The organism is Kaistia sp. 32K (assembly GCF_016629525.1).
Lineage (GTDB): Bacteria > Pseudomonadota > Alphaproteobacteria > Rhizobiales > Kaistiaceae > Kaistia.
The window spans coordinates 1,402,009-1,416,716 of the sequence record NZ_AP024269.1; the positions used below are offsets into that span (position 1 = coordinate 1,402,009).

17 protein-coding genes are annotated in these 14,708 nt (G+C 68.4%); 6 read left to right on the forward strand and 11 right to left on the reverse strand.

Translation table 11 applies throughout. The features are described from left to right. Positions 1–53 precede the first annotated feature (53 nt). From K32_RS06195 to K32_RS06205, 3 genes are all read right to left on the reverse strand, one after another. Positions 54–479 (reverse strand): TIGR02301 family protein, encoded by a 426-nt coding sequence (locus K32_RS06195; protein ID WP_244669871.1) that lies wholly within the window; start codon positions 477–479, stop codon positions 54–56. A gap of 74 nt (positions 480–553) precedes the next feature. Continuing rightward, a complete protein-coding gene (locus tag K32_RS06200; protein WP_244669872.1) occupies positions 554–997 on the reverse strand; it encodes an NUDIX hydrolase in 444 nt (147 codons plus the stop codon). Next, a complete protein-coding gene (locus K32_RS06205; RefSeq protein WP_201403182.1) occupies positions 972–1,361 on the reverse strand; it encodes a hypothetical protein in 390 nt (129 codons plus the stop codon). The genes K32_RS06200 and K32_RS06205 overlap by 26 nt, the downstream gene beginning before the upstream one ends. Before the next feature lie 139 nt (positions 1,362–1,500). Between K32_RS06205 and K32_RS06210 the strand changes: the two genes are divergently transcribed. Together K32_RS06210 and K32_RS06215 are read left to right on the forward strand one after the other, a co-directional pair. After that, positions 1,501–2,241 (forward strand): SOS response-associated peptidase, encoded by a 741-nt coding sequence (locus tag K32_RS06210; RefSeq protein WP_201403183.1) that lies wholly within the window; start codon positions 1,501–1,503, stop codon positions 2,239–2,241. Positions 2,242–2,358: 117 nt separating this feature from the next. Continuing rightward, the gene (locus K32_RS06215) at positions 2,359–2,976 is read left to right on the forward strand and encodes a LysE/ArgO family amino acid transporter (RefSeq protein WP_201403184.1); all 618 of its coding nucleotides are present in this window, start codon (positions 2,359–2,361) and stop codon (positions 2,974–2,976) included. Positions 2,977–3,133: 157 nt separating this feature from the next. On the opposite strand, the gene K32_RS06220 is transcribed toward K32_RS06215, so the two are convergent. Next, complete coding sequence (locus K32_RS06220; protein WP_201403185.1) at positions 3,134–3,316, reverse strand: hypothetical protein; 183 nt, start codon at positions 3,314–3,316, stop codon at positions 3,134–3,136. Between the two features lie 244 nt (positions 3,317–3,560). On the opposite strand from K32_RS06220, the gene K32_RS06225 reads away from it, so the two are divergent. Continuing rightward, positions 3,561–4,382 (forward strand): DUF1499 domain-containing protein, encoded by an 822-nt coding sequence (locus tag K32_RS06225; protein WP_201403186.1) that lies wholly within the window; start codon positions 3,561–3,563, stop codon positions 4,380–4,382. Between the two features lie 9 nt (positions 4,383–4,391). Here K32_RS06225 and K32_RS06230 read toward each other — a convergent pair whose 3' ends face one another. Together K32_RS06230 and wrbA are read right to left on the reverse strand one after the other, a co-directional pair. After that, on the reverse strand, positions 4,392–5,303 hold the full coding sequence (locus K32_RS06230; RefSeq protein WP_201403187.1) for an MBL fold metallo-hydrolase: 912 nt from the start codon (positions 5,301–5,303) through the stop codon (positions 4,392–4,394). A 143-nt stretch (positions 5,304–5,446) separates the two neighbouring features. Beyond that, positions 5,447–6,064 (reverse strand): NAD(P)H:quinone oxidoreductase type IV, encoded by a 618-nt coding sequence (gene wrbA / locus K32_RS06235; RefSeq protein WP_201403188.1) that lies wholly within the window; start codon positions 6,062–6,064, stop codon positions 5,447–5,449. A 188-nt stretch (positions 6,065–6,252) separates the two neighbouring features. Between wrbA and K32_RS06240 the strand changes: the two genes are divergently transcribed. Beyond that, positions 6,253–7,176, forward strand: coding sequence for an SMP-30/gluconolactonase/LRE family protein (locus K32_RS06240; protein ID WP_201403189.1), 924 nt, complete (start codon positions 6,253–6,255; stop codon positions 7,174–7,176). A 91-nt stretch (positions 7,177–7,267) separates the two neighbouring features. Continuing rightward, positions 7,268–7,663 carry an endonuclease domain-containing protein gene (locus tag K32_RS06245; RefSeq protein ID WP_244669873.1) on the forward strand — a complete coding sequence of 132 codons (396 nt, stop codon included), beginning with the start codon at positions 7,268–7,270 and terminating at the stop codon, positions 7,661–7,663. A gap of 107 nt (positions 7,664–7,770) precedes the next feature. Here the strand turns inward: K32_RS06245 and K32_RS06250 are convergent, their stop codons facing one another. Further along, positions 7,771–8,196: a helix-turn-helix domain-containing protein gene (locus tag K32_RS06250; protein ID WP_201403190.1), complete on the reverse strand. Its 426-nt coding sequence runs from the start codon at positions 8,194–8,196 to the stop codon at positions 7,771–7,773. Positions 8,197–8,310: 114 nt separating this feature from the next. Between K32_RS06250 and K32_RS06255 the strand changes: the two genes are divergently transcribed. After that, complete coding sequence (locus tag K32_RS06255) at positions 8,311–10,623, forward strand: heavy metal translocating P-type ATPase (protein ID WP_201403191.1); 2,313 nt, start codon at positions 8,311–8,313, stop codon at positions 10,621–10,623. 69 nt (positions 10,624–10,692) lie between these two features. On the opposite strand, the gene K32_RS06260 is transcribed toward K32_RS06255, so the two are convergent. The 4 genes from K32_RS06260 to K32_RS06275 form a co-directional block, all read right to left on the reverse strand. Continuing rightward, positions 10,693–11,700: an IS30 family transposase gene (locus tag K32_RS06260; protein WP_201403192.1), complete on the reverse strand. Its 1,008-nt coding sequence runs from the start codon at positions 11,698–11,700 to the stop codon at positions 10,693–10,695. A 153-nt stretch (positions 11,701–11,853) separates the two neighbouring features. Next, positions 11,854–13,371: a S8 family serine peptidase gene (locus K32_RS06265; RefSeq protein ID WP_201403193.1), complete on the reverse strand. Its 1,518-nt coding sequence runs from the start codon at positions 13,369–13,371 to the stop codon at positions 11,854–11,856. Between the two features lie 60 nt (positions 13,372–13,431). Beyond that, positions 13,432–14,109, reverse strand: coding sequence for an anti-sigma factor (locus K32_RS06270; protein WP_201403194.1), 678 nt, complete (start codon positions 14,107–14,109; stop codon positions 13,432–13,434). Continuing rightward, the gene (locus K32_RS06275; RefSeq protein ID WP_201403195.1) at positions 14,106–14,666 is read right to left on the reverse strand and encodes a sigma-70 family RNA polymerase sigma factor; all 561 of its coding nucleotides are present in this window, start codon (positions 14,664–14,666) and stop codon (positions 14,106–14,108) included. Before K32_RS06275 ends, K32_RS06270 begins: the two co-directional genes overlap by 4 nt. Between the last annotated feature and the right edge of the window lie 42 nt (positions 14,667–14,708).

Here is a 14,708-nt window from a genome sequence, read left to right on the forward strand (position 1 = left end):
GTTAACGTGCGGGTAACAATTCGACGATTTTGGTTAACACTGCAAATCGTTTTTTAGCGGCCGTAGCGCGTTGTGATGTCGCGGGTCAGGCGCGTCCCCTCCGTCATGTAGCGATCGACCGCCGCGAGCGCCGCCGGCGTGCAGGTGCGATAGACGGAAGCGAAGCTGGCGAAGCCGTGGTTGAACTGCGAGACGAGGCGCGCCTTGCGCTCCGGCGTCGGCGCCTCCGCCGCGAGGAGCTGGTCCATCTGGTCGCGCCAGACCTCCGGCTCCTCCGCGCCGCAGAGCGGCCGAAGATAGTGCAGCGCGCCAAGGATCTCGGCGAGGCGCTGCAGCTGCGGCTCGTAGGCCGGATCGCCTCCGCCGGCGTTCTGGGCCGAGGCGGGCAGGGGGGAGCCGGCCAGCGCCAGCCCAAAGCAAGCCGCGGTGAGCCCCGCCTTCATTCCCCGCCGGATCGCTCCGCCGATGCTGTTTGTCACCCGTTTCATATCCTTCTCGCCGCGCGGGCGGATCATCGTTCGGCTTGCGCCTCGCTGCAAGCGCGCCGCCGTGCTCAGCGGGCGGACAGCAGGACGATCCGCTTCAGGTCGGGCGTCGTTTCCAGCGTGTCGAGCTGGTGCAGCGGGAACCAGGCCGCGTCGGCGGCGTCGGAGGCGGGGTTTGGCGTCCCCTCGGCGGTCGCCGTGAAGACGACGATGACATAGTGGCCGCGCACGGTTCCGTCGTCGGCGCGGTCGATGGCGTCCAGAGCCTCGACGAGGCGCGGGGTGCCGAGAATCAGGCCCGTCTCTTCCGCGAGTTCGCGGGCGGCGGCGGCGTGCAGGGGCTCGCCCCATTCGACGCGGCCGCCGGGCAGCGACCAGGCACCACGCCAGGGAGCCTGGCCCCGCTGGACGAGCAGCACCTTGCCGTCGCGCCAGACGGCGACGCTGACGCCGAGCACGGGGCGGGGAGGCGACGGGGCCGGCAGATCAGGCGATGCGGGCGAGGGGGACATCGGATTCTTCCTCGGTCCGGGACGCGGCAATAGCATCGCGCGCCTCGGCGATGACGGGGCGCAGTTCCTTGCCGGCGACCGAGGCGATCGGCCAAAGCAGCTCGAGCTTGCCGGCCCGCACCGCCTCGCGCACGGCATCCTGGGCCGCGGCGGCCTGCCGGTCGAGGCGCGTCGTCAGATCGTCCAGCCGGCGGCGGGCGCGGTGGTCTGCCGGGCCGGCGAGCACCGGTCGTCGCGACACGGGGCGCCAGGCGAGGACGCCATCGACGAGGTCGAGCCGATGCGGCAAAGTCTCAAGAAGCAGCGCCAAATCTTCGGCGTGATTCAGATATTTGCTTTCCGGCTGCGCCGGCTCGAACTGCATGCGTCGTCTCCCTGGATGCGATGGCGGGTGGGCCATCGCAGAAGCGCAGCGAAATAGATGATAGGGTGCTGATCGTTAGCGGCGCTTCCTTACGAAGTCTTTACCAAATGGCCGCGACGGCGCGTGCTGGAGCAATTGGATGTGTGGACGCTACGCCCTGGCGGTGCCGAAGGAGGATGTCGAGGCCGAATTCTCGATGATCCGGATCGAGTGGTTTCCTCCGCGCTACAACATCGCGCCGACGCAGCCGATCCTGATCGTGCGCGCCGAACGGGGCGAGCGCCGGCCGGCGCTGGTGCGGTGGGGCCTCATTCCGTCCTGGACGAAGGACATGTCGGCTCTGCCCCTTCTCTTCAATGCGCGCTCGGAATCGGCGGCCGAAAAGCCGGCCTTCCGGGGCCCGTTCCGCCATCGCCGCTGCCTGATCCCAGCCACCGGCTTCTATGAATGGCGCAAGGGGTCGGACGGCAGGAAGCAGCCCTTCTACCTGCAGCCGGCGCGCGGCGGGGTCATCGCCTTCGCCGGCCTCTGGGACGAGTGGGCCGACGACAAGGGCAATATCATCGATACGGCGACGATCCTGACGACCGCCGCCAACAGCGAAGTCGCGCCGATCCACGAGCGCATGCCGGTGGTGGTCGGGCGCGACCAGTACGATCTCTGGCTGGGGCTGGATGAAAGACGGGGCGAGGGCGCCGGGCGGGTTCTGCTGCCGCCGCCGGACGGCACGTTCGAAGCGATTCCGATCGGCAGCGCCGTCAACAGCTTTCGCAACGACAACCCGTCGATCCAGGTGCGCGCCGTCGTCGAGACGGCCGTCGAGAGGGCGAAGGTGCCCAAGCTGCCGCCGACCGACGACGACCAGCTGAAGCTGTTCTGATCCGGCGCATCCCCTCACGGCGACACATTCCCTTTGCGCGTGACGCAAAGGGCGCCGTCGTCTAGATGTGCCGGCCGCGCCCGACATCCGACTTCCTTTCTCCGGAATTTTCTTCCCATGACCGAATTCCTGCAGCCTGCCGTCGAGGGCTTCTTCCTCGGCGCGAGCCTGATCGTCGCGATCGGGGCGCAGAATGCCTTCGTCCTCCGGCAGGGACTGGCGCGAAGCCATGTCTTTCCGATCGCCACCTTCTGCTTCCTGGCCGATGCGATGCTGATCGCGGCCGGTGTCGGCGGATTGGGCGCGCTGGTGCAGGGCGCACCGCGCGTACTCTTCGTGGTGACGCTCGCCGGCGCCGCTTTTCTCTTCGTCTATGGCGCGATGGCGCTGCGGCGGGCGTTCCATGCCGAGGCGCTTTCCGCCTCGGGCGCGGCCGAAATGCGGCTCGGCCCGGCGCTGGCGACGGTCGCCGCGCTCACCTTCCTCAATCCGCATGTCTATCTGGATACGGTCGTGCTGCTCGGCTCGCTGTCCGGGCGCCATGCCGGTACGGCGCGCCTCGCCTTCGGGGCGGGCGCGATGGTCGCGTCCTGCGTCTGGTTCTATGCGCTCGGCTATGGGGCCCGGCTGCTGGCGCCGGTCTTCGCCAGGCCGGTCGCCTGGCGGATCCTGGATGTCGCGATCGGCGTCGTGATGTTCTCGATCGCCGCCTCGCTGGTCGTCAGCCGGTCCTAGGACCGGCCAACGGCACGGCCGCCTCGCGGCGAGCCGGCCATGACAGTCTAGATCGAGGCCCGGGGGCGCCTCGTATGCGGGGCGCAGGCGGAGTCGTCTCCGCCGTCACCCATGATGTATTGGATGGCCGGGCAGTCGCTTCGAGCGAACGCGCGGGTCAGTCCCGCTCGTTCGGGGGCAGGGCGGCCTGCATCTGGCGCTGCTGCTGCTCGAGCTTCTTTTTCTGCAGGATCGCCGCGACGAGCTCGGGGTTGCCAAGTTCGCCATATTTGGCCTGCAGATCCTGTTCCTGCTCACGTTGAGCCTTGGAACGGAAGGTCGGGTGCTTCTCTTGGGTCATGATAGTCTCGAAATCCTGAGCATTTCCGCCGAAAGCCGTACCGATCTTACGCCTGCTGGCCTCCGGGGATGCGCATATGAAATTCAAGTATGGCGGATTCGTGGTTTACCAACCCGTTAACATGCGGATGTCATTGTCAATTTTCATGTCGGGTTGTTGCAGGCGAGGAACACCTAGGAATGCGCGTGAGCTGCGGTAGACTTGTCGCGTCCAGCCCGTCACAGCGTGGCTGCGGAGAATTGGCATGACTGCGCGTCCGTTCGAGCGGGAGGCCGGCACCGCCAATTGGGCGTTGCGTCTCGCCCTCTTGCCCATCCCGCTTCTGATCGTGGCGGCCGTGATGCACCGGCTCGGCCAGATCGAGACGCTGCCGCTTTTCATCGTGATCGCGATCGCCTGGGGCGTGGCCTTGCTGGCGCTGGTCCTCGGCGTTCTCGCCATGCGCGATATCTGGCGCGACGGGCTGAACGGGTTCGGTCCGGCGCTGGCCGGGTCGCTGCTGGCGCTCGTCATCCTCGCCATGCCCGCCTTCGTCGTGGCCGAGATGATCCGCCTGCCGCGTCTCTCCGACATCTCGACGGATCGCGAAGACCCGCCCGGCTTCAGCGCGCCGGGCGCCGTCGCCCGGCCGCCGGCTGACGCCGCCGAAGGCGAAGCGCAGACGAAGGCCTATCCCGATATCGTCGCCCGCCACTATCCGGTGTCGCCGGAGCGCGTCTATGCCGAGGTGACGAAACTGGTCGGCGGCCGCGGCTGGGAGGTCGTCGCCGCGACGCCGCCGGACGCCGAGAATGCCGATGCCGGCGTCGAGGCGGTGGCGAAGACCCTGCTGCTCGCGCTGCCCGTCGACGTCTCCATCCGGCTCGTTGCCGATGATGACGGCACGCTGGTCGACATGCGCTCGGCCTCGCGCATCGGCGCGCATGATCTCGGCGACAATGCCCGTCGCATCCGCGATTTCTTCGCCGATCTCGACACCGCCCTGCAGGGCGTGACCGAGGCGGAGGAGCCCGCCGAGCCCGACACGGACCTGCCGCCGCTGCCGCTGGCGCCGCCGAGGCGCTGAGCGGCCGCCTCAGGCTGCGGGTTCGAATATGCCGGCGAGCGTCACGCCTTCGGGGGCGAGAAGCCTGTCGCGTTCGACCAGGTCCTCGATATGGGCCAGCACGGAGAGGGCCGCGGCGCCATGCAGTGCCGACGGCGTATCCCGGTAGATGGCGGCGACGATTTCCGCGATGGTCCGGTCTCCGCGCGAAATGCGCTCGACGATCGCCGCCTCGCGCATCCGCCGGTGCGCCTTCAGCGCGCGGACAAAGCCGGGCGCATCCTCGACCGGGCCGCCATGGCCGGGCAGGTAGATCGTCTCGGGCCGTTCGCCCAGCCGGTCGAGCGAGGCCATGTAGTCCGTCATCGCGCCGTCCGGCGGGGCGACGATGGTGGTCGCCCATTTCATCACGTGGTCGCCGGAAAACAGCAGCGGGCTGCCCTCGAGCGCGAAGGCGAGGTGGTTGGCGGCATGGCCGGGCGTGGCGATCGCCGTCAGCGCCCAGCCGTCGCCCTCGATCCGCTCGCCGTCGACGAGCCGCCGGTCCGGCATGAAGTCCGTGTCGCTGCTGGCGTCGAGCCTGTGCGCCTCGCCTGTCGTCATCGGGCGCGCCAGGCGGTGCGGACCTTCGCCGAGCAGGATCGCGCCGGTCCGCGCCTTCAACAGCGCCGCGCCGGGCGAATGATCGCGATGGGTGTGGGTGACGAGGATGTGGCTGATCCGCTCGCCCCGCGTGGCCTCGAGCAGCGCCTCGATATGGACAGGGTCGTCGGGGCCCGGGTCGAGGACCGCGACGGTGCCGCGGCCGATGATGTAGCTGTTGGTGCCGTGAAAGGTGAACGGGCCGCCGTTCGGCGCCGTCAGTCGGCGGACGCTGTCGCCGATCGGGACGGCCTGGCCATGGGCGGGATCGAAATCCCGCTCGAATGTGATGGAGCTCATGCCCCTGAGCTAGCGGGATCGTCGCGGCGGTTCAAGCCGTGCCCGATCAAAGCCTCGTGGCCAAACGAAAACGCCCCGGCGCGGGCCGGGGCGTTTCGGAGCGCGCCGCGTCTGAAGGCGGGGCGCGGCGGCGTCTCCAGCTTTTAGGCCGGCTGCAGCACCTTGCCGGCGACCTTGGCGGCGATCGCAGCGACGTGGGCGCCCTGGTAGCGGGCGGCGTCGAGCTCGATCTCCGAGGGCTGGCGGCTGCCGTCGCCGTCGGTGATCGTCGAGGCGCCGTAGGGCGAGCCGCCCTTCACCTGCTCGACGCCGGTCTGACCCTGGAACGCGTAGGGCAGGCCGACATAGGCGAGGCCGTGATGCAGGAAGGTCGGGATGAAGCCGAGGATGGTCGATTCCTGACCGCCGTGCTGGGTCGCCGACGAGGTGAAGAACGAGCCGACCTTGCCGACCAGCTTGCCCTGGGCCCAAAGGCCGCCGGTCTGGTCCCAGAAATTGCGCATCTGCGAGGCGACCGTGCCGAAGCGCGTGCCGGCGCCGACGATGATCGCGTCATAATGTTCCAGATCGGCGGGCGTCGCGATCGGGGCGGCCTGGTCGAGCTTGAAGTAGGAGGCCTTGGCGACCTCTTCCGGCACAAGCTCGGGCACGCGCTTGATGTCGACATGCGCGCCGGTCGAACGGGCGCCTTCCGCTACGGCTTCCGCCATCTTCTCGATGTGGCCATAGGCCGAATAGTAGAGAACGAGAACCTTGGTCATCACAACCCTCCTTCATTTGCACTGCAGCTTATGTCGGCTGCCTGAGCGTCAATGGATAGCCATGGCCTGGTGAACAGTCTGTCTATGCACCGATAGGAACGCGCGGGCGGGGGCTCCGCTCTTGCGGTGAAGGTTCGTTGGCCTATGCTCCGTCGCCATCGAAAGTCCGAGCCATCCGAGGAGGGGAAATGCTCACGAAGGATTACGTCGTCTACGACGACCGGTTCCGCCGTCTTGCCATGGGCAATGTGCATGTCGAGAAGCTGGCCGAGGGCTGCCGCTGGTCGGAAGGCCCCGCCTATTTCCCGGCCGGCAAATATCTGATCTGGTCGGATATCCCGAACGACCGGCTGATGCGCTACGACGAGACGGACGGCTCGGTCTCCGTCTTCGCCAGCCCTTGCAACAACCAGAACGGCCACACCGTCGATCTCGAAGGCCGTCTCGTCGCCTGCGAGCATCGCGGCCGCGCCGTGAGCCGCATCGAGCATGACGGCTCGCGCAAGGTGCTTGCCGACAGCTTCGAGGGCAAGAAGCTGAACTCGCCCAACGACGTCGTCGTCAAGTCGGACGGCTCGATCTGGTTCACCGATCCGAGCTACGGCATCGATGGCGAATATGAGGGCGACAAGGCCGAGAGCGAGATCGGCGCCTGCAACGTCTATCGCATCGATCCCGCCACCGGCGCCGTCACCGCCGTCGTCACCGACATGGTGCGCCCGAACGGTCTCGCCTTCTCGCCCGACGAATCGATCCTCTATGTCGCCGACACCGGCCTCAGCCACCAGGCGGATTGCTCGCCCGACATCCGCGCCTATCCGGTCGCGGCGGACGGCAAGTCGGTCGGCGCCGGCCGCCATTTCGCGACCTGCGATTTCGGCCTTTTCGACGGCTTCCGCGTCGATATCCACGGCAATATCTGGAGCTCGGCCGGCGACGGCGTGAACTGCTACGCGGCGGACGGCACGCTGCTCGGCAAGATCAAGATCCCGGAAGTGGTCGCCAACGTCGAATTCGGCGCCCGCAAGCGCAACCGCCTCTACATCTGCGGCACGACGAGCCTCTACGCGGTGTATCTGAACACCCAGGGCGCGAAGCGGCCGCAGACCTAGTTCATTTCTGCCGTCGAATAAGGCGGTGAGGGGGAGGGCCCTTTGATAGGCCTCAACCCCTCACCCGGCCCTGGCGGGCCGACCTCTCCCCATGGGAGAGGTGATTGTCTGCGAGCTTGCCATGTTCTCCATGGGGCCGAAGATGGACAGACAACACTTCATTCGGCATCTACGCAGCGAGATGACCGAGGCCGAGCGGCGGCTTTGGTATCATTTGCGTGACCGCCGACTGCATGGCTTCAAGTTCCGTCGCCAAGAGCCGATCCAGCGGTTCGTCGTTGACTTCCTGTGTGTGGAGCGCCGTGTCATCGTTGAGCTCGACGGCGGCCAACACAACCAGGCCGTCGATGCCGAGCGGACGGCAATTCTGGAGGCCGCGGGCTATTTTGTCCTGCGCTTTTGGAATGATGAAGTGCTGCATCAGACCGATATCGTCCTGATGCGCATCCTGAGCACGCTTCGAGCGCAACCGGACTTTCCGCTCTAGCCTTCACCTCTCCCATGGGGAGAGGTCGACGGCGGAGCCGGCGGGTGAGGGGTTCAGTCACCCCCGACCTGTCTCATGCCTCAGAGAGCCTGCTCGCCGGCCAACCCTCAGTGCGTCTCGTGCAGACACGAGGCATGGTCGCCCAGGACCTCGATGACGCGGCATTCGGCGACGCGGCCGTGGGCGCCTTCGTCGACCATGCGCTGGACTTCCGAGCGCAGCGCCGTCAGGCGCGCGATCTTCTCGTCGATCTCCTTCAGATGGCTGCGCGCGATGACATCGACCTCGGCGCAGGAGCGGTCCGGCTGGTCGGACAAGGTCAGCAACTGGCGGATCGCCTCGACTTCGAAGCCGAGCTCGCGGGCATGGCGGATGAAGCGGAGGCGCTGGACGGCGGCCGCGTCATAGCTGCGGCGGTTGCTGTCGGTGCGCGCTGGCGAGGGCAGCAGCCCGACTTCCTCGTAGTAGCGGATGGTGGGAACCTTGATGCCGGTCTCGCGGGAAACCGTGCCGATCGGAACCGTGCGGCTCATCGAGCTCAGCCTTTCGGAAAATAACCTCTTGATCCTCTAGTCGCTAGAGAATGTAGGGTCCTCCTCGAAGCACACAAGAGCCTTTCGCCACGAGGCCGAATTCGAGAGCTGATCATGGGATTTCAGGACCGCTACCGCATCACCGGCATGGATTGCGCCTCCTGCGCGCAGAAGATCGATACGGCGGTGCGCCGAATCGACGGCGTCGAGGACGTCTCGGTCTCGGTGTCCGCCGGCACGATGACGGTGCATCGCGGCGAGGTCGATCCCGCTGATCCCATCCAGAAGGTCGTCGCCAAGCTCGGCTACGGCATCGCCCCGCTCGCGGCCCGTCCGGCCGCGCCGGCGCCTGCGCAGCATGACCATGCTCACGATGCATGCTGCGGCGGCCACGATCATGAACACGGCGCCCATGAACACGGCCACGACCACGACCACGATCACGACGCTCACGATCATGGCCACAGCCACAGCCACGGCCACGTTCCCGCCGTGCCGGCCGCCGCTGTCGCCGCCGCGCCGCCGCTCGATCTGCACGGCCATGACGTTGGCGAGGATGACGGCGCCTGGTGGCAGTCGAAGAAGGCCAAGCTGACGCTCGCCGCCGGCGCCGCGATCGTCGTCGCCTTCGTCGTCTCGCATCTTTTTCCCGCGATCGAGCCGATCGCCTATGCCGTCGCCATGCTGATCGGCCTGGTGCCGATCGCCCGCCGCGCCTTCATGGCGGCTCGCTTCGGCACGCCGTTCTCGATCGAGACGCTGATGACCATCGCCGCCGTCGGCGCGGTGATCATCGGGGCCGGCGAGGAAGCGGCCATGGTCGTCTTCCTGTTCCTGATCGGCGAGCTGCTCGAAGGCGTCGCCGCCCGGCGGGCGCGTACGAGCATCCGCGATCTCGCGACGCTGCTGCCGGAGACGGCCCGCCTCGAGGAAGCCGGCGGCACGCGCGAGGTGCCCGCGGCCGAGCTCCGGCTCGGCGCGATCATCCAGGTCCGCCCCGGCGACCGCATCGCCGCCGACGGCGTGATCCTCGAGGGCGAGAGCGCCATCGACGAGGCCCCCGTCACCGGCGAAAGCGTGCCGAAGCGCAAGGGTGTCGGTGACACGGTCTTCGCCGGCACGATCAACGCCGATGGCGTCATCCGCGTCGAGGTGACAGCGGTCGCCTCCGACAACACGATCGCCCGCATCGTCCGCCTGGTCGAGGAGGCGCAGGAAGCAAAGGCTCCGACCGAGCGTTTCATCGACCGGTTCGCGCGCTGGTACACGCCGGCCGTGCTGGTCGTCGGCGCGCTGGTGGCGATCGTGCCGCCGCTCGCCTTCGGCGGCGACTGGAGCGAGTGGATCTACAAGGGCCTCGCCATCCTGCTGATCGGCTGCCCCTGCGCGCTGGTGATCTCGACGCCCGCCGCGATCGCGGCCGGCCTCGCCGCCGGCGCGCGGCAGGGGCTGCTGATGAAGGGCGGCGCGGTTCTGGAGACACTGGCGAGCATCAACCGCGTCGCCTTCGACAAGACGGGAACGCTGACGCTCGGCCGCCCGGTGGTGAGCGATGTCATCGGCTATGGCCGCTCCGAGGCCGAGGTGATCGCGCTCGCCGCCTCGCTCGAGGCCGGCTCCAACCATCCGCTCGCCCGCGCCATTCTCGGCAAGGCGGCGGACATGGCTGCGCCTGGGATCGTGGCGCAAGAGATCGCCGCCGTCGCCGGCAAGGGCATGACCGGCAAGGTCGGTTCCGATGCGCTGCTGCTGGGTTCGGCGGCGGCCGCCGCCGAGGCGACGGCGCTGACGGCGGAGCAGGAGGCGGCGATCGCCGCGTTCGGCAGCGAGGGCAAGAGCGTCTCGGTGCTGCTCGTCAATGGCGGCATCGTCGGTGTCATCGCCATGCGCGACGGCCCGCGCGCCGATGCCGGCGAGGGCCTCGCGGCCTTGAAGGCGCTCGACGTCGCGCCGATCATGCTGACCGGCGACAATGCGCGGGCGGCAAAGGCGGTCGGCGGCGATCTCGGCATCGAGGTTCGCGCCGAACTGCTGCCGCAGGACAAGCAGCGCATCATTCGCGAACTGCAGGCAGGCGGCGCCAAGGTGGCCAAGGTCGGCGACGGCATCAACGACGCGCCGGCGCTCGCCGCCGCCGATGTCGGCATCGCCATGGGCGGCGGCACCGACGTCGCGCTGGAGACCGCCGACGCCGCGATCCTGAACAACCACGTCGGCGACGTTGCCCGGCTGATCCGCCTGGCCCGGCGGACGATGGCCAACATCCGCCAGAACATCGCCATCGCGCTCGGTCTCAAGGCCGTCTTCCTGGTGACGACCATCGTCGGCATCACCGGCCTCTGGCCCGCCATCCTCGCCGACACCGGCGCCACGGTGCTGGTGACGATCAACGCGCTGACGTTGCTGGTGGTGAAGAAGGAAGGGTAGGGCTCGGGGCGTCTCCGAGGCCCTTGGGTCGGTCCCGTATGGGCCTCGGCCTGTGCCGACACACTGCCGTCATCCCCGCGAAGGCGGGGAGGTGGATTCACATCCGAAGTGCAACACTTGTTCGGAGAAGGCCTCGGCCGGGGTTTTGAAGCCGAGGCATTTGCGCGGCGTGTTGTTGTAGGCGGCCATCATGCCGATGAGGGCGCCGCTGTCGAGGGCTGCGAGGTCGGTCTTGCGCGGCAGGAAGCGGCGCATGCGACCGATGGCGTTCTCGATGCCGCCCTTCTGCCAGGGCGCATGCGGGTCGCAGAAATAGGTGGCGATGCCGAGGGCGCCGAGCTCGTAGTGGCGGGCGAACTCGGTGCCGTTGTCGAAGGTGACGGTCTTGCGGCAGGCCGGCGGCAGCGTCTGGAGGGCCGCCGCCAGCGCGCCGGCGACCGGTTCGGCGCGCTTCGACGGCAGTGGGCTGCCGATCAGCACCCGGCTCATGCGGTCATGCAGCAGCAGGAGGTTCTGGCCGTAGCGGGAAAACGCCATCAGGTCGGCCTCCCAATGGCCGGGGTCAAGTCGGGTCAGCACCGCGCCCGGACGCTCCGCCAGCGGCACGCGGTGGCGCATGTGCAGGGCCGGACTGCCGCCCTTGCCGGGACGCCAGCCCCGCCGCGACTTGGCCTTCGGCAGGTAATTGCGCCAGGTGAAGTCGTTGTGGCGGCGGATCTGGGCATAGACGAAGCGGTAGATGCTCTCATGGCTGAGGCGGCTCGGGCCGTCGCGCCGCAGGCGGCCGGCGATCTGTTCCGGCGACCAGCCGGCCCGGAGCTGGCCGAGCACCTCGGTGCGGAGCGCCGGGTCGCGGTCGAGCCGGCTGCCGTTCCATCGTCGCGCCCGCGCCTGGGCCTCGGCATGAGCGGGCTGGTATCCCACCTGCTGGCCGCGGTTGCGCTTCAGCTCCCTAGCGATGGACGATGGCGCGCGATCCAGAGCTGCAGCGATCTGGCGGATCGAGGCGCCTTCGCCCGATAGGCGGGCAATCTCGATCCGCTCCTCAAGCCCGAGCTGGCTGTACTCTCGTCCCATCGCAACACCTTAAGCTGGTGTTGCACTTCGTTTGTGAACTCAGGGGATCCATTCAGCCAGGTTTTGGGGAGTGCGAACCTCGCGAAGGCTCGGCTGCATGGATCCCGGGTCAAGCCCGGGATGACGGGAAGTTTTTCATTTTCAATGAGATAGCTATTGCACCGCCGCGCTGGCCGTCGCCTCGGACACCGCCGTGAGCGCTGCCGCCGCGTCGACCAGTCCCGCGCCGAAAACGTCGTCGCGGCCGGGTTTGCCGAGGTCGCGGGCCGTTTCCGTCAGGATGGCGCGGACCCCGTCGGGCGAGAGCTTCGGCGCCCGTTCCAGCAGCAGCGCGGCGACCCCGGTCACCTGCGCCGCCGCGAAGGAGGTGCCGGAAAGCTGCGTGTAGTCGCCCTTTGGCGCGGTGGTCAGGATGTCGACGCCGGGCGCCGCCAGCGCGATGTAGCCGCCGCGATTGGCCGCCGCGTAGACCTTGTCGGCCGGATCGGTCGCGGTCACGGCGATGACGGCGGAATAGGCCGCCGGATAGGCGGCCGACGCCTTCGGGCCGCCATTGCCGGCGGCGGCGACGAGCACGATCCCCTTCGCATGCGCCGCCTCTATACCGGCCGAGAGCATGGCGTCGTCGGGGCCGGCGAAGCTCAGATTGACGATGCGCGCGCCGGCGCTCGCCGCCCTGTCGAGGCTCTTCAGGATATCGAGCGTCGAGCCCCGGGCGAGGCTGCCCTCGGGGCCTGAAAAGCTGTCGAAGGCCAGAATCCGGACTTTCGGCGCGGCGCTGACGAGGCGACTATGCGCGGCGATGACGCCGGCGATCGCCGTGCCGTGCGGGCCGACGGTGCGCGCGGGACTGTTAGGATCGAGCGTGCCGGCGAGTTCGGGATGGTCGCCGTCTATGCCGGAATCGATCACCGCGACGAGGACGGATTGGCCCTCCGCCGACGCGTGCGCCTCGGCGAGGCGCAGTTTCGCCGGAGCGTATTGCACGCTGGCGAGGTCGCTCTCGGCGATGTTCTTGGGTTCCCCCTGAAGCGCAAAGAGGTGGTTCAACTCACTGGAAACGATGGATTTTTCGGAACGGAGCGCCCGCAGCGTGCGCTGTGTGCTGGCGCCCTTCGCGACGCGGGCGCGGACGATCGTCGTGCCGGTCAGGTCGATATCGACGGTTTCGAGCCGCGTCAGCCGATGGCGCTTCAGGATCGTCTCCGTCGCCTCGGGAGAGCGGGTCGAGAACAACACCTCGCCATCGACATAGGAGCCGGCGACGGCTGGGCCGTTCGCGGGCTGGGCGGGTTTGGCGGTCTTCTTGGTGGAAGCGGTCTTGGCGGCCTTGGCCGGTTTCGCCGGTTGGCTCGCCTGGGTTCTTGGGCGCGTCTTCCGGGGCGCGGGACGCTCGTAGTCGGCCGGCGGCGCCACTTCGCGGTCGCCGAATCCGCCGACGTTTCCAACGCCATAGACGATCGCCGGGGCGACCCAGATGACCGGCGCGCCGCGATCCGGGCGCTCGGGCCGGGGCTGCCTCTGCCGCCTGCGCCAGTCCTCGTCGTTCCCCTGGTCCATGCCGGCGGACTGCGCGACGACGATGCGCTCCGCCGCTCGCGCGGTGGGCATGGGGGCCGTCGCCAGCACGGCGAAGGCGAGGGCTATCTGTCCGATTTGGCGCGTCGACATGGCGTCGCTCCCGGCGAGGAACCGTTGGAATTGAACGTCAAACCGAGTGTGAACCGGTCGTCAGGGGGCCGCTATGACCAGCTTCACCACGCTCCTGGCGTTTTCGAGCGCCTCCTGCACGATCCGGCGTTCTTCCGGGCTCATGCTTTCCTCGCCGATCCGGAGCCGGAACAGCCCGCCGGCGCGGGGACCATCGACGATGGTGGCGTTGAGCGAGGTGATCAGCCGCTCGATGTCCTCGGCCTTCGCCGCCGGCTCGAAGGCGACGAGCAGGTAGGTGCCGGAGGGGTTAACAGCCTCGGGACCGGAAGCGGTCTGGTAACCTCCCGTTACCCCGCGGCCCGCGATTTGATTGCCGACGACGCCGCCGAGCACGAGGAGTGCCAGCGCGGCGGCGGCGGCGCCCATTCCGAGCTGCGGACCGGTCAGCGCGGCGAGCCATTCGCCGAGCGGACCGAAGACGCGTTCGCTCCAGCTCGGCTGGCGGGCGGGCGCCGGTTTCGCGATCTCGGCGAACAGCCGGTCGGCCATGCGCGACGAGGGCAGGGGCATCGCCTCGGCGCTGGCGATCGTCGCCTCGCGCTCTTCCTCGATGCGGCCGAGCTGGGCGCGGAGCAGCGGGTCGGATGCCAGCGCCGCCTCGACCGCGCGGGTCTCTTCGGCGGAGAGGGTGCCGGCCGCGTACCAGGGCAGCAGCGCCTCGATCCCACCGGGTTCGTCCATCTCGTCGCGGGTCATGGCCAACCTCTATCCAGTCCGGCTTCCCGGCAGAGTTCCGACAGCCGCTTGCGGGCGTGGAACACGCGGGTCTTCACCGTGTTCTCCGGTATGCCGACGATGCGGCTGACATCCTCGATCGATTGTTCCTGGTAGTAGACCAGGTCGATCGCCTCGCGGTGCTCCGGCGACAGCCGGTCGATGCAGGCGCGCAGCACGCCGGCCTTGTCCGACTTCTGCAGTGTCACTTCGGGCGTATCGTCGAGATCCTCGATCGTCTCGGCGAATTCCTCGTCGAGCGGCGCCTCGGTGCGGCGGCGGAGCGCCGAATAGGCCTTGAAGCGGGCGATCGACAGCAGCCAGGTGGTGACGCTCGAGCGGCCCTCGAAGCGGGCCGCCTGGCGCCAGACATCGAGGAAGACCTCGGTGACCACATCCTCGGCGACGTCCTCGCGCCGCACCAGCCGAAGCACGTAGCGATGAACGCGGAGATGCTGGGCTGTGAACAGCGACCGCATCGCGGCCTGGTCGCCCCCGGCGATCCGTGCGAGCAGCTGATCGTCCCTGGTGTCCAGCATGGGAGGCCCCGTCCTTCCCGCGTCCTGATACGGAGCGTGGCG